The following is a 21,950-nucleotide window of genomic DNA, read 5'->3' as shown; positions in this document are numbered from 1 at the left end:
AAAAAATAAAAAAACGTAAACACTATGGGCGCATGGGGCACCAGGAATTTTGAAAATGAAGGATCACAGGATTGGATATTTGACCTGATAGACAACAAAGATGGTGGATTGGTGACGGATACGTTAGCACGTATCATGAACAACATCGAAACACTGGAGATACCAGATTGTGAAGAGGGGCTGGCAGCAGCAGAAACAGTGGCGGCACTGGTGAGCCGTCCCAGCGAAGATTTTCCGGAAGACCCGCTGGAGAGACTGGATATCTTAAATCTGATTGCTACCCGCGCAATCCGAAATCAGGCCATCGCTGTGGTAAACAAGATTGTAGCTGGTTCTGAAATGAAGAAATTCTGGGAAGAATCTGGCCAGGGTCCAGCATGGGCAGCTGTACAGGCCGACCTGGTGAAAAGACTCGAGTAGTCTGATCCCGGAACCGGATACAGGCAAACGAAGGTGGGCAATTGCTTTACCCTGGCTTTGTCTACCCTTATTTTGAAATATTTTTCCGATAAATATATTTAAACAGTGGTTGGCTACGCGCTATTCACTGTTTTTTTTATGGAGATATATACCCGTCGGCAACATAAAAAAAGCTGATCTGATTGACCAGCTTTCCGAATATGATAGATGCGTGCTATTAGATCAGCATGCCTGCAATGGTGGCCGACATATACGAGGCCAGCGTACCACATAACAACGCTTTCAGTCCCAGTTTAGCCAGGTCTGTTCTCCGGTCAGGCGCCAGTTCCCCGATACCGCCAATCTGCATACCCACGCTGCTGAAGTTGGCAAAGCCTGCAATGGCAATGGTCACTATAGCTATCCCTTTCGGAGATATCACCGGTACACTATGGCTGGTGAGGCTTTTAAACGCTACAAACTCATTGATGGTCAGCTTTTGTCCCAGCAGGGTAGCCACGCTTTGTACATCTCCTTTAGGCACGCCCATGGCCCAGGCCATCGGCATAAACAATTTACCGAAAATCCAGTCCAGGCTCAGGTCGAAGTGGGGGTTGAACAAATGCCCGATATTGATCAGGCACCAGTCTACCAGTGCAATCAGTGCAATAAAACCGATCAGCATGGCAATAACGTTCATGGCTATCTTAAAACCATCGCCGGCGCCATGGGAAATGGCATCAATCACGTTGGTATAGTTGCTCTTTACTTCCATTTTAACACGGCCCATAGTCACGCTTTCCTCTGTTTCCGGAAATACGATTTTGGAAATCACCAGCGCGCCCGGCGCCGCCATCAGGCTGGCGGTGATCAGGAAAGGCGCAATGTCCATTCCTGCCTGGAAGCCCATGTTGGCGTATACCACCAGGATACCACCGGCAATACAAGCCAAACTTCCACTCATGGAAGCCAGGATTTCACTTTTGGTCATGCTCGACAGGTAAGGACGTATCATTACCTGGGCTTCTACCTGGCCTACAAATGCACTGGCCACGTTACTTAAAGCTTCGGCGCCGCTTACCCGCATCACAACGTTCATCGCCCGGGCAATAACCGCTACCACGCGCTGCATAATGCCATAATGATATAATACGGCTACCAGCACACATACCAGGATGATAGTGGCTGTTACGTTGAAGGCAAATACAAATCCACCGCCGGCAAAATCCTTGATGCTGCCATCCCGCTGCGATACGCCGATACCACCATATACAAAGGATGCTCCCTTGGCGGCAAATGCTTCCAGTTTACCCATAGCATCACCTACTTTCTTAAAGAACCAGGTAATAGGCGGAACCTTGAATACCAAAAGGCCAATCAGTAGTTGTAATCCTATACCGGTAACAACGAGCCGGTAATTTATTTTACTCCTGTTGTTGGAAAATAAAAAGGCAATACCCAGGATGAGGACAATGCCAAAAATGCCCTGAAAGCGTTCCATAAATGCAAATAAATCGTAAAATGTATGCAATGAAGCGACGAAGATAGGTTTTTTTGCCTTTGGAAATACTAAACTGTTATCTCATATAATTTTTCAGAAAAAATATAGGCAGAAATGTATTTTTATCTTTTGCAATCGAATTAAAAACATGCAGCGCAATCATTATTTTCTCCTTTCCACGTTAGCCATCGCCTTACTGGGCGCATGTCACCAGGGAAAACAACAAGATAAAAAAAGCAAACACGAAGAAGACTCAATTGCCATGCGGCAACAGTATGCCAACTCGCCCGTACTAGACGGAAAAACGGCCATCAGCCACATGGTGTTCGACAAAGGATTGGAAGTACAGCTGGTAGCCACCGAGCCCTTGGTGGTAGCCCCGGTGGCCATGACTTTCGATGAAGCAGGGCGCATGTGGGTAGTAGAAATGACGGGCTTTATGCCCGATACTGCCGGTACCGGTGAAGATAAACCCGATGGAAAAATTGTGATCCTGGAAGATACCAACCGCGATGGGATCATGGATAAACGCACCGTATTCCTCGACTCCCTGGTATTGCCCAGGGCCGTTTGCCTGGTGGAAAACGGCGTACTGGTAGCCACGCCTCCACAATTATGGTTTATAGAAAATGATCATGATAAACCCGGCAAAAGGACGCTGGTGGACGATCAGTATGCAGCCGGTGGTAACGTAGAGCACCAGCCCAATGGATTATTGCGCGCCATGGACAACTGGATCTATAATGCAAAATCAGATAAACGTTACCGCAAAGTGGGCAACAAATGGCTGAAACAAGATACCCATTTCCGCGGACAATGGGGTATCACACAAGATGACCAGGGCCGCCTGTACTATAATAATAACTCCGAGAACCTGCTGGGCGATTATTTCCCGCCAGGACTTGGTGGTACCAATCCGCTGCAGCAGCGGGCTGCCGGCTTCGACGAAAAAATTGTGCCCGACAACCGCACGTATCCGCTCCATCCTACACCAGGCGTAAACCGCGGATACCAGAAAGGTACGCTGGATGATAGTCTACGGCTGGTTAACTTTACCGCCGCCTGCGGTCCGTTGATTTACCGTGGAGGTCTGCTGCCGGCCACCTATGCCGGCAACGCCTTTGTAGCAGAGCCCTCCGCTAATCTTATTAAAAGAAACATCCTGTCCGATAGCAGCTTTGTGGCAAAAGGTGTACAGGCTTACCAGGGCAAAGAGTTCCTGGCCAGCAATGACGAGCGTTTCCGCCCGGTCGACTTAGTGACCGGCCCTGATGGCGCTATCTATATTGCAGACATGTACCGCGGGATACTCCAGCACAAAACTTATCTCACTGAATATTTAAAAAATGAAATAAAGATGCGGAAGCTCACGCTGCCGCTCAACTGTGGTCGTATTTACCGGGTTATCCCGGCCGGCAGCCATCCGGCAAATGTAGCACTGCATCCTGATTCGCTGTGCGGCCTGTTGCTCAGCAATAACGGCGCCATACGGGATAAAGCACAGCAGTTGCTGATCGATCATCATGAGGTAAGCCAGGCGCCCCGTTTAAGGGAGCTGCTGAAAGACAGCCAGCATCCCTTCACGCAACGGCATGCATTGTGGACCCTGGAAGGGCTGCATCAGCTCAATCCCGAAGATCTCGCCTTTGTATGGCAACAACCCGATCCCTCTTTGAAAGTGCAAGGTCTGGCTGCATTGTCTTCCGTGTTAAACAGCGGTAATGCAAAAGCTGTCGTGGCTTCGCTGGATACCTTATCAGACAATAGTTACCTGGCGCCGGTAGTGGCGTATGTGTTGCCGGTACTTGGTAAAGCAGATAAAGCCGCTGCAGCGCGACTGGAAGACAAAATGATAAAAGCGTATGCCCCTAACCGTTATGTGGCGGCAGCGCTGGTAAATAATGCGGTGAATCGGGAAGCTGCCTTGTTAAAACAAGTTACTGCCTGGAATCCTGATACCACGCTGGTGTTGCGTAAGCAACTGCTGGCAGTGTTGAAGAACCTGGACAATAAAGCCAATGCCAGGAAGATGGAAGCGCTGCGTACATCGCTTCCGAGAGGATATAAGATCTTCAATACCGTTTGCCAAACCTGTCACGGTAAAAATGGAGAGGGCATTGCCTCCATGGCGCCGCCGCTGAATGAAAGCAATTGGGTGAATGGCAATAAAAATGCGTTTATCTCTATAGTATTATTTGGCTTAACCGGCCCGGTAGAAGTACATGGTAAAGTGTACAAAGCACCGGAGATCAACGGCGATATGCCAGGTATTGGCGCCAGCGATGAGTTTAACGATGCAGATATTGCGGAGGTGCTCACCTTCCTGCGCAGCGCCTGGAATAATAAGGCGGGCAAAATTACTGCGGCAGATGTACAACAGGTGAGAAAGCAGAACCAGGGCCGTCAGAAGCCCTTCACCGCTAGTGAATTACCGAAATGATGTTTTTCTTTTAATAAAAGTCCTATATTTGCCGGATACAATTGATGAATCATTGCATCCGGCAAATAACATATTACCTCTTTCATATACTCCCTGTGCATCTAAATGCATAGGCGGGTTCCTTTTGCCGTTCTTATCCTGCCCCAAAGACTTCAACACGTAATCCCGGGCAACTTTTAACTTGTAAAATGTTGTACCCGGGGGAATCATTGCATCTGTAGCTGTGTAGTGTTATTCCATCTAGTATTTTTTCCAAAACAATCTTATAAAATCAGTTTTATGAATCATCGGATAGCGCGATGGGCAATTTATTTTTTATGCCTGTTGCTGGATGTGAGCGTCGCTGCAAGCCTTTACCGTGGATATTTAAGTGGTTGGTTCCTGTTGCCCGTGGCAGTAGGATTGAGCCTGTTAACGATTTACGACCGGCTGCAAGGAAAGCATGCCTTATTGCGTAACTACCCGTTACTCGGGCGTTTGCGCTACCTGCTGGAACAGATCCGGCCGGAGATGCGGCAGTACTTTTTTGAATCCGACACCGATGGAAGGCCTTTCAGCAGGCGTCAGCGTGCGGTGGTATACCAGCGCGCAAAAGATGTAAAGCAAACTGTTGCCTTCGGTGCGTTGGACAATATGTATGAACCGGGTTATGAATGGGCCGCTCATACGGCGTTTCCTATGAAGGTGAAACCAGAGGATTTAAGGGTAACCATTGGCAATGAACAATGCGAACAGCCCTATAACGCCAGCCTGCTAAACATCAGCGCCATGAGTTATGGTGCGTTGAGTAAAACAGCTATTGCGTCGCTGAATGGGGGCGCACAATTAGGTGGTTTTGCGCACAATACCGGCGAGGGAGGTATCAGTCCCTATCACTTGCAAAACGGTGGCGCCCTGATCTGGCAAATCGGTACCGGTTACTTTGGTTGCCGGGATGAGCAGGGTAATTTCTCCCCTGCAGTATTTACAAAAGCGGCAGCGGAAGGTGCTGTTAAAATGATAGAGCTGAAACTGAGCCAGGGCGCTAAGCCTGGCAAGGGAGGCGTATTGCCTGCAGCTAAGAATACCCCTGAAATTGCGGCGATCCGTAAGGTAACGCCAGGGGTAAGCGTATTGTCGCCAGCCGGCCATACCGCCTTCAGTAATGAGTATGAGATGCTGGCCTTTTTGCAGCAATTACGTAACCTTTCCGGAGGCAAGCCGGTAGGGTTTAAGCTGTGCGTAGGCCGCGCAGATGAGTTTGAGCGTATTTGCACCGCTATGGTTAATACCGGTATTTACCCCGACTTTATTACGGTAGATGGTGCAGAAGGCGGTACCGGGGCGGCCCCTTTGGAATTCACGGATTCTATCGGGATGCCGTTGTATGACGCACTGGCATTGGTAGTAAATATGCTGAGGCACTACGGGCTCAAAAAGCATGTACGTATCCTGGCGAGTGGCAAGATTATTACCGGCTTCGATATTATGAAAGTACTGGCTATGGGAGCGGATGCCTGTTATAGTGCCCGCGGAATGATGCTGGCATTGGGTTGTATCCAGGCTTTGCAATGCGATAGCGGCAGTTGCCCCGTAGGCGTAGCTACCCAGGATCCAACGCTGTACCAGGGCGTTAACGTAGCAGACAAAAAGGTAAGGGTGGCTAACTTTCACCGCAATACCATTTATGCGCTGGCGGAACTGATGGGGGCCTGTGGTTTTGCTTCCCCCGACAAGGTAAATCCAGCCGCACTTTACAGGCGTATTACCCGAACGGACGTACGCTCTTATGAAGAAATATATGCTCCGGATTACAACAGCAAAGCGGGAGCGGCGCTCTATCCGGGGCCATCTGTAAACAACTGATAAAAACCGGTTATCATGAAAAAGAAACAGATTATCGTGTCCCTACATGATTACGACATCCTGAAAACCCTGTGCTACCATGCACCGGGTTCCGACAAGCTGAGAGAGGAGCTCGACAGAGCAGTGATAAAGAAAGGTAAGGTACCGGATGACGTAGTACAGGTAAACTCCACCCTGCAGTTCAGAGATGAGCGCAGTGGCGCCGTAAGAAACGTTCAGCTGGTATTGCCGGCCGCCAGCAATATACAACTGGGCAAATTATCAATTCTCTCGCCGATAGGTACTGCCTTGTTGGGCTATAGTGCCGGTGACGTGATAGACTGGGAGGTACCTGCGGGCAAAACGCAGCTGCATATCCTGAAGGTCGTAAATACGCCTGCGGCAGCAGTTTAAAAGAAGCTATTAGTGTTAGCGATCAAATATGTATCAATAGAGCAAAAAAAGCCCCCGCTTCGTGCGGGGGCTTCCTTTTATAGAAAAGTTATTATTACTTATTGGTAGCTGATCTTGTCGCCATAACCGATGTGGTATTTATCACAGAAGCCGCCGTTTACTTCCAGCACATACTTCGCTTTTTTGTAAGAAGGAAGACTTTGTTCCGACAAGGGCGTAGCGTATTTCTGAATGGACACGATTTCCATATTATCTGCGATATAGATAATGTCGAGGGAGATGTAAGTATTTTTCATCCAAAAGGCCCTTTCTTCCATATCGGGGAAAATGAATAACATGCCCTGGCCGTCCGTCATAGATTTGCGGTACATCAGCCCATCGGCGCGTTGCTCATCGGTTTGGGCCAGCTGTATATCAATTTTACGCAGGGTGTCTGCACCTGATTTTGCGATGAAAGCCAGGGCGCCCTGTTTCTTGAAAGCAATCCCATTGGAGGTTTCGCCGGCCACGTCAGGGGTGGTAGTAGCAGTAGCAGCGCTGTTTTCCGTAGTAGCGGTATTGTTGCTGCCATTGTTACTTCCCTGCTGGTGACAACCCGCAGCGTATAAGCTGGCTATCAATATACATTTAAGGTGTAGTTGCATAAGATAGAAATACTATTTGGTGAGCAGTTCTTCATCAGAAAAAACAACTTCGGTATAATCCTTTATTTCGTTGTAAACGGTGTCTCTTTCTACCGGACGTCTGCCAGCCTGTTTGATCAGGGTGGCCAGCTGGGCGGTGTTCATGGAAGGGTTTTGTTCTTCCGCACCTGCCATCGAGTATATTTTAGTGGTATCGTCGATGGTGCCGTCGAGGTCATTTACACCGAAAGAGAGGGTGAGCTGTGCGGTATTTCTTCCCAGCATAGGCCAGTAGGCTTTCAGGTGAGGGAAGTTATCCATGTACAAACGGGCTACGGCGTATAGTTTCAGGTCTTCCACGATAGAGCTTTCCGGGATATTGGCCATATCATTGCCTTTATTACGGAACTTCAGTGGAATGAAAGTATTGAAGCCACCGGTTTCATCCTGTAATTGACGCAGGCGTTCCATATGGTCGATACGGTCGGCATAAGATTCTATGTGGCCATACAGCATAGTAGCATTGGTATGCATACCGCGTTGATGGGCGGCTTTGTGAATGGCCAGCCATCCGTCGGCATCTACTTTATCGTGACAGATTTTCGCGCGTACTTCCGGGGCAAAGATTTCTGCGCCGCCGCCGGGCATGGATTGCAGACCGGCTTCGTTGAGGATGCGCATCCCTTCGTCGATGCTCACTTTCGCTTTGCGGAACATATAATCCAGTTCTACCGCAGTAAATCCTTTGATATGCAGATCCGGACGATGTGCCCTGATCTTTTGAATTAGCTCCACGAAGAAGTCGAGCTGCATTTTAGGATGTACGCCACCCACAATATGTACTTCTGTTACCGGCTGGTTATCGTATTTTTTTACGATATCCATCATCTGGTCTATGCTGAGTTCCCATCCATCTTCCCGGTTTTTATACAGGCGGGAATAAGAACAGAAGTGGCAGGTGAAAACGCAAACGTTGGTAGGTTCTATATGAAAGTTGCGGTTGAAATAAGTTTTATCGCCATGCATCCGCTCGCGTACCTGGTTGGCTAAGGCGCCCAACAGGCCTACATCGCCTTTCTCGAATAAGATCAGCCCTTCTGCGGGTGTAATTCTTTCTGCCTGGAGTATCTTCTCTGCAATGCGTTTGATGTCTGCATCTATGTTGGCTTGCTGCAGGAGCGCTTGAACTGCCGGATTATCTTTTCTCGTCGTCATCTTACTTTCATTAATTTAATGGTATTGGCCCTGTTCCTGTAAATTAATTTTACAAAATAAACACCATTTGGCTCATTTACCAAATTAAAGGTCAGCCGGTTCCCAATGCCTATCTCCTTAGCTATTCTGCTCATTATAAACTGTCCGGCGGCATTGTAAATAGATACCTGTACCAGGTCTTCCGGCACCTGGTAAAAAGTGACCCAAACTACCCCGGTAGTGGGGTTAGGATTCACTAAAATGCCTTTTTCCCTCAGGGTAGGGTTCACTTCTTTGGTAACAATTCTTATATTATCAATATAAATGTTATTCTCTGAATTTGAGATATTTCTGAAGGCTACTTGAAATTTTGATTGATGTATAGCAGCGGTCAGATCCACAGAATCACGGCGCCATTCGGTGACGGTGGGTACAAATTCGGTTTGAACTGCTTTTGGCCGGGTGATGAGGTTGGCGCCCCATTTTGAATAGAGGAGTTGGGCGGTTTGGCGGCAGTCGGTGGTTACCAGTACCTGTAACGTATCCCAGGGATTGGAAGGAGATGCGGTAGCCGGGTCAGTGTATACGGCGGCGGCTACATCGAAGAACAGGAATACGGAGTCGCTGTTTTGCGGATCCAGCACCGGCGTAATGAGGTCGTCTACCTGCCCGTTGGTATTATAGCCCAGGTTACGCATGAGTGCGGAGGCGTTGCTGTTCCTGCCTACGTCGCGGCTACGTTCCCAGGTGAAGCTACGGTCGGGGTTATAGAGGTCCCATCCGGGAGGAGGGAAGCTATCGTCTTCGAAGCCCTGTTTGAAAGGAAGGCGTGCTTCGGCATCGTAACGGAAGCGGATATTTGCGGTATCGTTGCTCACATTTTCATCGGCTACGCCGTTGGGCAATTGCGTATAGGCTTTCAGGTTATAGCTGCCAATGGCCACGTTGGCCGGCGGCAAGGTAGCTGTGGTCTGTTGCAATGGGTTCAGGTTACCCGTCCATTGATAGGAGGTAAGCGGGCCGTTGTTCAGCTGGTACCAGATGGTAGCAGCAGTAAGCGGGCGGCTGCCCCTGTTGCGGATGGTCACCACCGGGTTAATACGGGTATCGCATATTTTACCGGAAGGCGCTTCAATACTGACCAACGAGGCGTCGTTGGCCACCAGGATAGGTGGTACGCAACCATCGGAGGTCATCAGGGTAGCGGTAATATTTTCCAGTACATAGCGCATACGGTCTACCTGGCCGGCAGTGAAAAGGTGCATACAGGCGTCGTCGGTATAGTCCATGTAGTTCATGAACATCACACCCGGCGCCACTGTGGTGCAGTTATCCAGTTTAGGGAAAGTGGGGCAACCATAGGTATTATCGCCCTGCAGGGGCGTATCGGCAATCCCATCATCAATGGTACAACCGCCGTTATCATCTCCCCAGATATGTTTTAAACCAAAATAGTGGCCAATTTCATGGGTACAGGTGCGGCCCAGGTCATATACCCTGCCTACGCTGCCGGTGGTACCGAAGGCCGTGTAGTGTACCACCACGCCCTCCTGTTCTTCGGGGAAGCCGGTACCCGGAGGAGCTGCCACGCCGAGATAATTGCCGGAAAGGCGGGTAACCCATATGTTGAGGTATTTGGAATGGTCCCAGGCATCAGAACCGCCGGTACTGTTATATTTGGCATCGGCAGCGCCACTATTGATCGAAAAACTTTGACCAGCGGCGGTTTTCACCTTTACGATGCCGCTGGTAGGCTCTCCGTCCGGCGTGCGCTGGGCCAGGCAGAAGTTAATACGGGTATTACCAATGAGTGGCTGCCATACAGCCGGCACCTGGCTGATATCGGTATTGGCAGCATTATAATCACGGTTTAATACATCTATCTGGGAGAGCACCTGGTTGTAGGTAACCGCGCTGGTATCATCGAGCACAATATGCACCACCACGGGGATAGACACCGTTTGCGGGATGGCCTCTACTTTAGCGCGTTGGGCTTGCCCCAGCATCATCTGACGTTCATTTTGCTGTACAATCTGCAGCAATCGCGGGTTTTCGTTTACACGTTGTTGTATGACTTCCGCCGTGCCGCACTTCCGCTGCGCCACCGCTGTCAGGCCATAAAAAGAGGTAAACAGGATAATAAAGAAATAACGCAAAAAGGTAAGTTTTGGGAATGAAGATACGAGAAAGAATCTGCGAATGTATACGTCGCGAAAAAAGGAATACGGAAAAGTGGTGTCAATAAAAAAAGCGTCCCGGTGTATACCGGAACGCTTTTTCACTCAGTTTTTATAAAAATTACATATTGGCCTGAATTTTCTTATCCAGCACAGATTTAGGCACTGCGCCTACCTGTTTGTCAACTACCTGACCGCCTTTTACGAAAAGGATAGCCGGAATGCTGGTAATACCATAATTGATAGATAACTGTGGGTTTTGGTCCACGTTTACTTTTCCGATGTTTACTTTACCTGCGTAATCTTTAGACAATTCTTCGATAACCGGACCGATCGCGCGACAAGGACCACACCATTCTGCCCAAAAGTCGATAACAGTTAATTTATCGGAATTCAGAACTTCTGTTTCAAAGTTCGCATCTGTGATTTCTAAAGCCATATTCAAAAGTTTTAAAAAGGTATATTAATGATTGTTTTGATTTTCAAATTTGTATAATAGTCATCAAATCCTGATCCGAATGCAAATTACTGCATTTTTGACACGCTACTTATTGATTATCTCTATACAGGTATTGATTAAACAGAGTGTAAAAGTAGTGATTTTGTGATTATTAGCGTGTTTTCAACAATAGATTGCCTGGAAAGGGCGGAAAAGATGTCATGACAGCTTGTTTAATGCACCACCACCATCTTAGCAGTCATCACTACCCGGTCGGAATCTTCTGTATCATAGAATGTCAGGATATACAATCCAGCCGGCAGATCTGATTTGGAAACGAAAGTATGGTTACTGGTGAGTAGCCGGTTATCCCGTTCTCTGCCGAGTACATCGTGTGTAACCATGCGCAGTTTATGATGTATACCCACCAGGTTTACGGTGAAGTTACCGTTGTTGGGGTTGGGACTGATGGTGATTTCAATCAGCCATGGTACCTTTTTAATGGCGCTATAGAAGATTTTACCATCCCGGCCGTATATTTTTAAACGGTAGTAAGTCCAGTTATCATACTCATCATCATCGCGGTAGTTGTAGTCGAGCGCGCCAATGCTGGTACCGTTCAGGCTATGCGGGGCAATCCGGGCCACGGTGTAGAAACTATCTTCATTTTCGCGGTGACGCTGTAATTCATAGTGATCCAGGTTGAGTTCTTTTGTGGTGCGCCAATGGGTGCCCACCCAACGGATGGTTTCGCGGTAAGCTTCAAAGAAAAGCGCCACATCGGAAGTGACTTTATTGAATGAGGCTAACGACAGGAAGGTGTTCACTTCCCCGCCGTCACCGAATGTTCTGTTATTAATATAGTTGTTGCGTAAAGCTGCGCCGGTGGTAAGTGTACCCGGAGCAACGACTCCTGAAGGCGCCGTGGTATCCCATGCCACGCCGCCTGCGAGGCGGGTAACATAGCTACTGTCGCGGTTAATAGAAAAAGCAGGCGTTTCACTTTCTTCAGGGTGCTGTAACAGTACGGTGACGTTGTTTAATGCGCCGGAGTCCTGTTTTACATGCCAGGTTTTTAGCGTGTAACCGGAAGTGTTCATATCTCCTGAAAGACCGTATTGGTAAACGTTATCGAATACCCTGGCCTGGATGGTTTTCGGCGCGCTGCTGTTGCTTTTCACTGTTATGGGAGAGTAGCTGTCGGTAGTGCTGCCAACGGGATATACCACCATATCATTGGCAGGAGTAACCTGTTCTCTGAAAAGGAAACCGCCGGCCGGTTGACTGCCAGTTACCACAAAGGCTTTGTTGGAATAGCCGGTGATAGTACCCGGATCGCCGTTGCCTACCACCAGGTTCCAGCCATTCAACAGGAGGCGGCCGGTTTCAAAATTCAGGTTGTAGCGTACTTTCAGATCACTTAAATCATCGAGGTGAATATTATTGCTGTTGCCGATGCTCAGGTTGGGGAAGCTGGCGCCAGTGCTCCCACTGGCGCTATAGCCTCCGTATATATGCTGGACACCTATGTTAATACCTTTTACCTGCAGGAAGCGAAAAGTGCCGCCCATATTTGATTGGTGAGTATTGTTGTAATCATTTTCATCCGGTAAGGCAGCATCATTGCTGTTTTCCCATTTGCTGCCGTAAAAATTGATCACACTTCCTTTTAGTGAACCAAACCGGCCCTCGTTTTTTACATCGCTGAAAATGGCTACCGTATCATGCGCATGCACGCCGATATTTCCTCCAGGGGGAACATATACGCCGGTTTGCGCCAGGCATAGCTGTGTTCCGGTTAAGAGGCAGGTGATCATATGTAGTGTAAACCAGCGCATCAGGGATTGATAATGGTGACGTCAAAAGTTATGGAGCCAAGTTTCTGGTTACCGCCGCTACCTGCGCCGGTATTGATAAAGTTGATGGTAATGGTGTTGGCGGCGCTGATAAAGGAATAAGCAATGGCCAATCCCTGTGGCAATGCGGCACGTGGATTTACGATCACGGAAGCATTCACATTGGCGCCTGTAACAGTAGCAGTTTTAGTGAGACTATTAGTAGCAGTGATATTGGTTGCGTCTGACAGGGAGAAGCTTGATTTAATCATAGCGCTAACCACAGTACCACTGGCGCCTAGTTTAAAATTGCCACCTACATCTAGTTTAGCGGATGGTGCAGCATTGGCAATACCCACGTTACCAGACCCGTCTACCCGCATAGCTTCGCTGGTACTGGCGGTTCCGCCGGAGATAAATATCAGGTTTTTATTAGTGGAAGTATTGCCAATCACCATGTCGCCGCCGGTACCGTATAAGTATGTCGTATTGATACCGCCTATGATGGTGCTATTAACATTACCTGCGGAGTTAATACCCATATCAATGAAGTTGTTGGTAGCGCTGCCGTTGTTGGCATAGGCCACAACATCTGCGCTGGCGCCCGGACCACCGTGGTTGTTGGTGATACTCATTTCCAGACTATTATTCACGCTACCCTGTCCGCGTATCAGGTTAGTCGAAGTAGAGGTCCCACCGTCTACCAGCAAACGTTCGGGGTTGGTGGCATTAAATGAATTGCTGCCAATACCTACGCTGCCGGTAGAGCTAATGCGCATTTTTTCGGTGTTGTTGGTGATAAATGGTAAGTCAAAATTGGTGGTGGTACCCAGGTTTTGTACCGCGGTTACGCCATTGCCCCCCAACAGCCAGCCGCCTACGGAGCCTGAAAAAGAAATGGTACCGTTAACCTTGTCATAGGTAATCCCGCTTCCTGCACTGAACAATGAACGTACTTTTAAGTAGAAATTTGCAATGTTGGTAGTATCAATAGTGGAGAGTTTGTTGTTGAAAGTATTCCAGTCGGTGCTGCTCAAATAACCATTAGTAGTGGAAGAAGCCTGGCTGATACCAATTACGCCGTTGTTGTAAGTGATAGGAGCTGTTCCGGAGAACAGGCTCCTCACTTTCACGCTAAAATTCGCAATGTTGGTGGTATCGACAGAAGACAGTTTGTTATTGAAAGTATTCCAGTCAGTGCTGCTCAGGTATCCGTTAGTAGTGGCAGAAGCCTGGCTGATGCCAATCACGCCGTTGTTGTAAGTGATAGGAGCTGTTCCGGAGAACAGGTTCCTCACTTTCCCGCTAAAATTCGCAATGTTGCTGGTATCGATGGAAGACAGTTTGTTATTGAAAGTATTCCAATCGGTGCTGCTCAAATAACCATTAGTAGTAGCAGAAGCCTGGCTGATACCGATTACACCGTTGTTGTAAGTGATAGGAGCTGTTCCGGAGAACAGGCTCCTCACTTTCCCGCTAAAATTCGCAATGTTGGTAGTATCGATGGAAGACAGTTTGTTGTTGAAAGTATTCCAGTCAGTGCTGCTCAAATAACCATTAGTAGTGGAAGACGCCTGGCTGATACCAATTACACCGTTGTTGTAAGTGATAGGAGCTGTTCCGGAGAACAGGCTCCTCACTTTCCCGCTAAAATTCGCAATGTTGGTGGTATCGATGGAAGACAGTTTGTTGTTGAAAGTATTCCAGTCAGTGCTGCTCAAATAACCATTAGTAGTAGCAGAAGCCTGGCTGATACCAATTACGCCATTGTTGTAAGTGATAGGAGCTGTTCCGGAGAACAGGCTCCTCACTTTCCCGCTAAAATTCGCAATGTTGGTAGTATCGATGGAAGACAGTTTGTTGTTGAAAGTATTCCAATCCGCACTGCTTAAATAGCCATTTGTACTGGTGGAAGCCTGGCTGATACCGATTACGCCGTTGTTGTAAGTGATAGGAGCCGTTCCGGAGAACAGGCTCCTCACTTTCACGCTGAAGTTGGCTATATCAATCGTATCAACCGCAAACAAAGCTTTTTTCCAGGCGCCGGCACTACGTACCCTCAAACTGTTATCTCCTTTGTAAAAGAGAAGGGTGCCGTCTTGCGCAGTAGTCAAAGGGGCTACTGTTGTATCTGCAATCCTGGTAAGTAATAATCCCTGGTTTTTACTTTCCAGTTCCAATACGGAAGCCTTATTGATGGTGCTGGGGTTACTACCCAGTTTCAGTTGTTGCGCAACTGAAAACAAAGGAAATAACAATACTAACACCGCCAGCAGGGGGAAATGAAATATGCTTTTCATAGCAACTAGTTGAATGATGAGAGAAGTGGGAGAAACCGCTACTTCTTAATCACATACCAGTCTGTTCCATCTGTTTGTATGGTAACAAAGGTCCAGTCGTTGTAAATGATGTAATTACTGGATCCGTCTATAGTACCGCCAGTGGTCGCGATGGTGACTTCTTTGTCAATGCCGCCGCTGCCTACTTTTTTGATGGTATAAATACGGCCAGCAATAGTACTGGGACTGGGCAAAGTGATAGTAAGCGCGCCGCCGGTGGCATCTGCGAGGATGGTGTTGTCGCCTGCGGTGGCAGCATAGTTGCTGGTTACTTTGGTCAGATTGGTAGCCATGGAGCCAACCACCTGGAAGCTGGAATTAGCCTTGGTACCTTCTGCAACGCCTACTGCCAGCGAATCGCGGAAGCTCTTGTAACCTGCAAAAGTTTGGCCGCTCAGGAGATTGATGACCCCTCTTACAGTAGTGGAGGCATCAGGAACGTTGATCACGGTTTGTGTAGCCGAGCTGCTATCGATATTGATATCATTTACAGTACCAGGGCTCTTGCCGATGACCAGTGTTTTAAAGGCATTATCATTCAGCAGTCTTTTTACAACTGTACCGTCTGTTCGGCGGAGCAGTACATTATTGCTGTCGGTGGGTGCAGCACTATTAATATTGGTCAGTACTACGTTACCATCTATAGTGGCATTTTGAACGACATGCACATTGTTCTGGAAAGTTTTATTACCACCAAAGGTTTGGTCGCCTGCTGAAACAGCGCCAGGATTAGTGGCATCGGCGGCATGCAGTGTCAGCGTACCATTATTCACACTAATACCATTGGGGTCTGGTGCAGTAGAAAATAAAGTGTGCAGTATCTGGAACCTTGCGGATGAATCAAACCGCAGCCAGTCGTTGTAAGATAAGAAACCACGAGACGTAGCACCAGTACCACTTTGAGTGGGAATGTTGAAAGTATGTACACCATTGGTGGAAGTAATGGAGAAATCTTTTGCCGCAGTGCTGTCGATCGCAAATGTCTGTACAGTATCTCTTAACCCGTTTAATGATACAATGGCGTTATTGAAGGCAGAAGCAGCCATGGTACGTTGCAGGAGCGTACCTGTGACAGGGTCTATCACCATTACCTGCAACTGGTTGGTGCCGGCAGGGATTGTACCTGCAGCCACTTTAATATTGCCGTTGGCAGATAAACGCATTCTTTCAGCATTGCCTGTTTTGAATACCAATGCTTGCTGATCAATAGTTCCGATGAAATTTTTATTGGAGTCCAGGCCGGCATTACCAATGGTATTCCAGTTGCCATTGTTGGCCACACTGTCTACCGACATTTTCTGCCATAAGCCATTCTTCCGGATAAAGAGGCTGGAAGAATCTGTAACATAAATGATCATACCGTCTGGAGCAGTATTGAGTGGTGCGGCAGTGAGGTTCGCGCCCGGTATCCTCGGCAGTAAAAGACCCTGACGGGTGCTTTCCAGTTCCAGTATGGAGGATTTGTTGATCTGGCTGGGATTAGAACCTACCTTTAACTGCGCAAACGCTGCGGAGGTGCTTAATAAGAACAAGATCACCGTAAAAATTCTACACTTCATGACTTTTGTTTTGATAGGTAATTGATAAAATGATTGAGAAGCGCAAACAGCTGTTACCTGGACGCCTGACGGCACCCTGTTATCGAATCAAATAATTATAGTTTAGTTAATAGCCAATTAGTTGGTTACGCAACCATGCTGGAAGAAAATATGATGTATGTTTTTTGGTACTGAAAAGGGGGGATTACTTATTGCCGTGGACAATGAAGGGCTATAGCATCATCTGGGGATGCATAAATATAGAATCAATGTGCTGCGGTTAATAGTAATACGACCTAATTCTAAACGGATTTTAGATGGAGAGATGCATATCCTGTAGGACACATGCGTCGATGGTTATGAGGTAATACAACTCGCCATTAAAATGCTCTCACAAGAGGTGGTTAAAATATGCGATAAGAATGATCCAACTATCAGAAGGTATCGAGGAGTAGTTTAAAGTATTCGGTTAGTTACTCTCTATCAACGTTGCCAGCTAACGTAAAACAGAGATACTTATTGTGTGTATTCTTCTTAATTAAAGATAAAACAGGTTTTTTATGTAGAGAAAATATTTTGGCCAATTGTCAAAAGAAAACCGGGAAAGTTCTTATTTCCCGGTTTAACGTATAATGGATTCAGCGCCAAATGGTATAAAGGGTATATTTTACCTTATTGGACGGGGGATTGCCGGGGTCTATCAACGATAAACAAAAGCGGCAGGAGAGCCTCCTGCCGCTGCTATTATAACTAGGAATTGTCGATACTTATTTGTTCACAATCTCTATATACACATCTATATCCGGTTGTTTATTGAGGAACACCGCCAGTTCATCATTCATTTCTATATTCCGGTTAAAGGTATGCAGTTTGGCGTGCGTGTTATCGTCACGATCGGTGAGATGCACATGTAGTACGCTATTGCCCGGGAAGCGGTTCACATTGTCTACCAGGAAGTCGACGGTGGGCCTGTTAAGGAACTTGGGCATCGTATTCAGGTACACCTGTTTGGTATGCGTTTTCTTTACTTCCTGCAACAATTGTATGCTACCTACTTTGAACTCGTATTCATTATCATTGAAGCGCTTGGATTTGAAACCACCATTGATAAAGAGACAGAGGCCTGGTTTGAGGTAAGGGGCGAAGCGGATAAAGTCTTCACTCCAGAGGGCAAACTCAAATTTGCCGGTATAATCCTCAATAGTCATTACCCCAAATTGGCGGTTATTGCGGGAAATCCTTTCCTGGGCGCTGGTGATGTACACTGCCAGGCGGAAATTACGTTCCCTGGAGCGCCCACCGGTGCCGCCGGGCTGTGCAATCTCCGTTTGATATTCTACCAGTTCCTGCACGGTATTCATATGGTAGTGTTTCAGTTCAAAGCGGTAATCGTCCAGGGGGTGGCCGGAAATATAGATACCGGTAATATCCCGTTCGTTGTTCAGCTTCATGATCAGCGGCCAGGGGTCGCAGTTCGGAATTTTAGGGGGCTCTACATCCGGGAGCTCATCGGCGCCAAAGAGGCTGCCTATGTTGGATGAACCAGCAGTCACTTGCTGTCCGAACTTTACAATTTTGTCGAGGCCGGTAAGGTTGTCGCCATCCGGTTTGTGAAAATACTGGGCACGATGCAGTTCCGGGAAGCTATCGAAAGCGCCGGACATCACCAGGGCTTCGAGCGATTTTTTATTGACAGCACGTTGGTTTACGCGCTTGATGAAGTCGAATATATTTTTAAAAGGACCGTCTTTTTTACGCTCTTCCAGCAGGTTTTCGATAGCCGCTTCACCCACGCCTTTCAGACCGCCCAAACCGAAACGTACCTGTCCCTGTTTGTTCACGGCAAAACCTTTGAAAGACTCGTTCACATCGGGTGGCAATACGTCGATACCCATGCGTTTGGATTCTTCCATGAAGAAGGTGATCTTTTCAATATTGCTGGCACAGTTGAGCACGGCAGCCATGTATTCGGAAGGGTAGTGCGCTTTCAGATAAGCGGTCTGGTAAGCTACGAAGGCGTAGCAGGTGGAGTGCGACTTGTTGAACGCGTAGGAGGCGAACGCTTCCCAGTCGGTCCACACTTTTTCGCAAACCTTTGGATCGTGGCCATTTTTAGCGCACCCTTCCATAAACTGCGCCTTCATCTTATTCAGTACGGCAATCTGCTTTTTACCCATGGCTTTACGGAGTACGTCCGCATCACCTTTGGAGAAGTTAGCCAGCTTCTGGCTCAGCAACATCACCTGCTCCTGGTATACCGTGATACCGTAGGTATCGCTCAGGTATTCCTCCATTTCCGCAATATCGTATTGTACGGGCTCCAGGCCATGTTTACGGCGGATAAAGGAAGGGATATACTCCAGCGGTCCCGGCCGGTACAAGGCGTTCATAGCGATGAGGTCGTCGAACCTATCGGGCTTCAGCTCCCGGAGGTATTTCTGCATACCGGGCGACTCGAATTGGAACGTGGCGTTGGTTTCGCCTTTCTGATACAGTTCATAGGTTTTGGCGTCGTCCAGCGGGATGTTATCAATTTCGATGCTGATACCATGGTTTTGACGGATCATTTCCAGGGCGCCCTTGATGATGGTAAGGGTTTTCAACCCCAGGAAGTCCATCTTGATTACGCCGGCCGATTCAATGATACTACCTTCAAACTGGGTAACAAGCAGGTCGGAGTCTTTCGCGGTCGACACCGGGATCAGGTCGTACAGGTCCTGCGGGGCAATGATGATACCCGCCGCGTGGATACCGGTATTTCGCACCGATCCTTCCAGTACACAGGCTTCACGGAGCACTTCTCCCTGTAAATCCTCCCCTTTGATCAGCTCCCGGAGTTTTTTCACGTTTTCAATATCTTCCCCTGCCAGGCCTTCCTTATCGGCCAGGCTTTTTTCCCCTTCCAGCGGGGCATTGAAGATACGATCCAGCTGTATACCGGGCTTATCGGGTACCAGCTTGGCCAGGATATTGGACTCCACGAGGGGCAGGTCCATTACGCGGGCTACGTCCTTGATACTCATTTTAGCCGCCATGGTACCGTAGGTAATGATTTGCGCTACCTGGTTGCGGCCATATTTCTGAACTACGTAGTCAATTACTTTCTGACGGCCTTCATCATCGAAGTCCGTATCAATATCGGGCATGCTCTTACGTTCCGGGTTGAGGAAACGCTCAAACAGCAGGTTGTATTTGATGGGATCTATATTGGTGATACCAATACAATAGGCTACTGCCGAACCGGCGGCGGAACCACGTCCCGGGCCTATGAATACGCCCAGTTCGCGCCCGGCTTTGATGAAGTCGGCCACAATGAGGAAGTAACCGGCAAACCCCATGTTTTCGATTACCTGCAATTCAAAGTTGATGCGTTCTTCAATATCGGCGGTCATTTCTAGGTACCGGCTGCGGGCGCCCTCATAGGTGATATGGCGCAGGTACTGGTCCTGGGTAATAAATTCTTTGGGGATAGGGAAGTTGGGCAGCAGGATATCTCTTTTGAGATCCAACAGCTGCACCTTGTCTACGATTTCGTTGGTATTGTCAATGGCCTGGGGAAGATCATGAAACAGCTTAGTCATTTCTTCCGTGGTCTTGAAATAGAACTGGTCGTTATAGAAAGCGAAGCGGCGGTTTTTTACCGCTGATTCGTCATCCGAAAATTCTTTGTTGGTAGGGGTACTTTTCTTTTCACCGGTGTTGATACAAAGCAGGATGTCGTGTGCGTTGGCATCGGCCTGGTCTACGTAGTGGGAGTCGTTGGAGGCAATGATTTTTACATTATATTTCTCTGCAAAACGCAATAATACGGCATTTACCTGGTCCTGTTCCGGAATACCGTGGCGCTGCATTTCTATGTAAAAATCATCTCCAAAAATATCCAGCCACCAGCGGAATTCTTTTTCACCCGCCTCTTCGCCATGACGCATAATGGTTTTGGGAACGGAGGCGCCCAGGCAGCAGGTAGTGGCAATCAACCCCTTGTGGTACTGCAATATCAGCTCCTTATCGATACGGGGATATTTACCGTATAACCCTTCCATATAGCCCAGCGAGCAAAGCTTGATCAGGTTGCGATAACCTTCATCATCTTTGGCCAGCAATACCTGGTGATACCGTATATCTTTTTCCTCTCTTGTAAAGGCACGTTTATGGCGGTTGTCTACCACGTAAAATTCGCATCCTACAATCGGTTTTACTTTCAGTCTTTTATCTTTGGGATCGGCCGGGTTTAACTTATTGTTATATGCTTCTGCCACAAACTGAAATGCGCCAAACATATTACCGTGGTCTGTAATGGCCAATGCCGGCTGATTGGAAGCCATGGCCTTTTTATACAGTGACTTGATATCTGCGGCACCATCCAGTAATGAGAATTGGGTATGAACGTGTAAGTGGGAAAAAATCATCTGCTAGTCTTTTTCGTCAAGCGACAAAAATACGGGAAAAAAGGCTTTCTTTGCATTTTAGCGAAAATTTAGCCAGAGCTTATGATCAGAGTAAAGGGACATCTTATTGTGAAGGTATCGATTTGTGCATTGTCACTTACCTCCTGCGCTTCACTAAAAAAGAGTACCACCAGGAAAACCACTACCACACCCGCTTCTGCCAATAACAACCACCGTGTTGAATTTATAGACGGCATTGCTACCAATCGCCATACACACAACACCAACAACTATAACAACAGGGATATCAGCATCAGCAAAAACATTACCAGGGGCAGTGCCAACCTGGAAAATGCACAGAGCTGGCAATTCAAATATGCACAGCTGCTCGATGTACCGGTAGAAGATGTATTGAATTACAAATTGTATAATTTTATCGAAGAATGGTGGGGAACCCCGTACCGTTTGGGCGGGAAAACCAGAGATGGTATTGACTGCTCCGGCTTTGTAAATACTCTCATGAATACCGTCTTTCAAATGGGGCTGACCGGTAATTCCACTAATCTTTTTACACAGGTGAAACGATTGCCGGTACATGACCTGCATGAAGGCGACCTGGTATTCTTCAAAATACACCATAAACGTATTTCTCACGTAGGGATCTACCTGGAAAACGACAAATTTGTACATGCCTCTACCAGCAATGGCGTGATGATCAGCGATCTGAAAGAACCTTACTGGAAGAAGTATTTTGCCGGCGGCGGGCGACTGTAGCCACTTCAACACATTTGTTTTATTGTTAATTTTATACGATTTTTACCGTTTAAACTTAATCTGCT

General features: G+C 47.7%; 14 protein-coding genes. 5 read left to right on the top strand and 9 right to left on the bottom strand.

From position 1 onward, the window contains the following. The first annotated feature begins 24 nt into the window (after positions 1–24). Complete coding sequence (locus tag FHW36_RS17425) at positions 25–420, top strand: DUF4259 domain-containing protein (RefSeq protein WP_145670854.1); 396 nt, start codon at positions 25–27, stop codon at positions 418–420. A 217-nt stretch (positions 421–637) separates the two neighbouring features. On the opposite strand, the gene FHW36_RS17420 is transcribed toward FHW36_RS17425, so the two are convergent. Next, complete coding sequence (locus tag FHW36_RS17420) at positions 638–1,900, bottom strand: NupC/NupG family nucleoside CNT transporter (RefSeq protein WP_145670853.1); 1,263 nt, start codon at positions 1,898–1,900, stop codon at positions 638–640. Positions 1,901–2,048: 148 nt separating this feature from the next. Between FHW36_RS17420 and FHW36_RS17415 the strand changes: the two genes are divergently transcribed. From FHW36_RS17415 to FHW36_RS17405, 3 genes are all read left to right on the top strand, one after another. Continuing rightward, entirely contained in the window at positions 2,049–4,340 is a 2,292-nt protein-coding gene (locus FHW36_RS17415) for a DUF7133 domain-containing protein (protein ID WP_145670852.1), read from the top strand. Between the two features lie 279 nt (positions 4,341–4,619). After that, entirely contained in the window at positions 4,620–6,185 is a 1,566-nt protein-coding gene (locus tag FHW36_RS17410; RefSeq protein WP_145670851.1) for an FMN-binding glutamate synthase family protein, read from the top strand. A 15-nt stretch (positions 6,186–6,200) separates the two neighbouring features. Next, positions 6,201–6,578 carry a GreA/GreB family elongation factor gene (locus FHW36_RS17405; RefSeq protein WP_145670850.1) on the top strand — a complete coding sequence of 126 codons (378 nt, stop codon included), beginning with the start codon at positions 6,201–6,203 and terminating at the stop codon, positions 6,576–6,578. A gap of 98 nt (positions 6,579–6,676) precedes the next feature. On the opposite strand, the gene FHW36_RS17400 is transcribed toward FHW36_RS17405, so the two are convergent. The 8 genes from FHW36_RS17400 to dnaE all read right to left on the bottom strand — a co-directional run bounded on the left by FHW36_RS17400 (position 6,677) and on the right by dnaE (position 21,132). After that, positions 6,677–7,222 carry a DUF192 domain-containing protein gene (locus FHW36_RS17400; RefSeq protein ID WP_145670849.1) on the bottom strand — a complete coding sequence of 182 codons (546 nt, stop codon included), beginning with the start codon at positions 7,220–7,222 and terminating at the stop codon, positions 6,677–6,679. A gap of 12 nt (positions 7,223–7,234) precedes the next feature. Beyond that, the gene (gene mqnE / locus FHW36_RS17395) at positions 7,235–8,416 is read right to left on the bottom strand and encodes an aminofutalosine synthase MqnE (protein ID WP_145670848.1); all 1,182 of its coding nucleotides are present in this window, start codon (positions 8,414–8,416) and stop codon (positions 7,235–7,237) included. Beyond that, a complete protein-coding gene (locus FHW36_RS17390) occupies positions 8,413–10,551 on the bottom strand; it encodes a M43 family zinc metalloprotease (protein WP_145670847.1) in 2,139 nt (712 codons plus the stop codon). The genes mqnE and FHW36_RS17390 overlap by 4 nt, the downstream gene beginning before the upstream one ends. Before the next feature lie 142 nt (positions 10,552–10,693). Continuing rightward, positions 10,694–11,011: a thioredoxin gene (gene trxA / locus FHW36_RS17385; protein WP_133810785.1), complete on the bottom strand. Its 318-nt coding sequence runs from the start codon at positions 11,009–11,011 to the stop codon at positions 10,694–10,696. Positions 11,012–11,244: 233 nt separating this feature from the next. After that, positions 11,245–12,849, bottom strand: a complete 1,605-nt coding sequence (locus FHW36_RS17380) for a T9SS type A sorting domain-containing protein (RefSeq protein WP_145670846.1) — start codon at positions 12,847–12,849, stop codon at positions 11,245–11,247. Continuing rightward, positions 12,849–15,146 carry a beta strand repeat-containing protein gene (locus FHW36_RS17375; protein WP_145670845.1) on the bottom strand — a complete coding sequence of 766 codons (2,298 nt, stop codon included), beginning with the start codon at positions 15,144–15,146 and terminating at the stop codon, positions 12,849–12,851. The genes FHW36_RS17380 and FHW36_RS17375 overlap by 1 nt, the downstream gene beginning before the upstream one ends. Positions 15,147–15,184: 38 nt before the next feature. Next, positions 15,185–16,744: an autotransporter outer membrane beta-barrel domain-containing protein gene (locus FHW36_RS17370; protein WP_145670844.1), complete on the bottom strand. Its 1,560-nt coding sequence runs from the start codon at positions 16,742–16,744 to the stop codon at positions 15,185–15,187. Positions 16,745–17,490: 746 nt separating this feature from the next. Beyond that, the gene (gene dnaE / locus FHW36_RS17365; protein ID WP_145670843.1) at positions 17,491–21,132 is read right to left on the bottom strand and encodes a DNA polymerase III subunit alpha; all 3,642 of its coding nucleotides are present in this window, start codon (positions 21,130–21,132) and stop codon (positions 17,491–17,493) included. Between the two features lie 81 nt (positions 21,133–21,213). Here dnaE and FHW36_RS17360 point away from each other — a divergent pair, with 81 nt between their 5' ends. Next, on the top strand, positions 21,214–21,885 hold the full coding sequence (locus FHW36_RS17360; protein ID WP_145670842.1) for a C40 family peptidase: 672 nt from the start codon (positions 21,214–21,216) through the stop codon (positions 21,883–21,885). The last annotated feature ends 65 nt before the right edge of the window (positions 21,886–21,950 follow it).

Source organism: Chitinophaga polysaccharea, assembly GCF_007829335.1.
Taxonomy (GTDB): Bacteria; Bacteroidota; Bacteroidia; order Chitinophagales; family Chitinophagaceae; genus Chitinophaga; species Chitinophaga polysaccharea_B.
The sequence above is the reverse complement of the archived record's forward strand: the minus strand, read 5'-3'. Positions and strand labels throughout refer to the sequence as shown.

Bases quoted from the DNA above. Each gene is read 5' to 3' on its own strand.
- FHW36_RS17425 (WP_145670854.1), top strand. From the start codon at position 25: ATGGGCGCATGGGGCACCAGGAATTTTGAAAATGAAGGATCACAGGAT.
- FHW36_RS17420 (WP_145670853.1), bottom strand. From the start codon at position 1,900: ATGGAACGCTTTCAGGGCATTTTTGGCATTGTCCTCATCCTGGGTATT.
- FHW36_RS17415 (WP_145670852.1), top strand. From the start codon at position 2,049: ATGCAGCGCAATCATTATTTTCTCCTTTCCACGTTAGCCATCGCCTTA.
- FHW36_RS17410 (WP_145670851.1), top strand. From the start codon at position 4,620: ATGAATCATCGGATAGCGCGATGGGCAATTTATTTTTTATGCCTGTTG.
- FHW36_RS17405 (WP_145670850.1), top strand. From the start codon at position 6,201: ATGAAAAAGAAACAGATTATCGTGTCCCTACATGATTACGACATCCTG.
- FHW36_RS17400 (WP_145670849.1), bottom strand. From the start codon at position 7,222: ATGCAACTACACCTTAAATGTATATTGATAGCCAGCTTATACGCTGCG.
- mqnE (WP_145670848.1), bottom strand. From the start codon at position 8,416: ATGACGACGAGAAAAGATAATCCGGCAGTTCAAGCGCTCCTGCAGCAA.
- trxA (WP_133810785.1), bottom strand. From the start codon at position 11,011: ATGGCTTTAGAAATCACAGATGCGAACTTTGAAACAGAAGTTCTGAAT.
- FHW36_RS17380 (WP_145670846.1), bottom strand. From the start codon at position 12,849: ATGCGCTGGTTTACACTACATATGATCACCTGCCTCTTAACCGGAACA.
- FHW36_RS17375 (WP_145670845.1), bottom strand. From the start codon at position 15,146: ATGAAAAGCATATTTCATTTCCCCCTGCTGGCGGTGTTAGTATTGTTA.
- FHW36_RS17370 (WP_145670844.1), bottom strand. From the start codon at position 16,744: ATGAAGTGTAGAATTTTTACGGTGATCTTGTTCTTATTAAGCACCTCC.
- dnaE (WP_145670843.1), bottom strand. From the start codon at position 21,132: ATGATTTTTTCCCACTTACACGTTCATACCCAATTCTCATTACTGGAT.
- FHW36_RS17360 (WP_145670842.1), top strand. From the start codon at position 21,214: ATGATCAGAGTAAAGGGACATCTTATTGTGAAGGTATCGATTTGTGCA.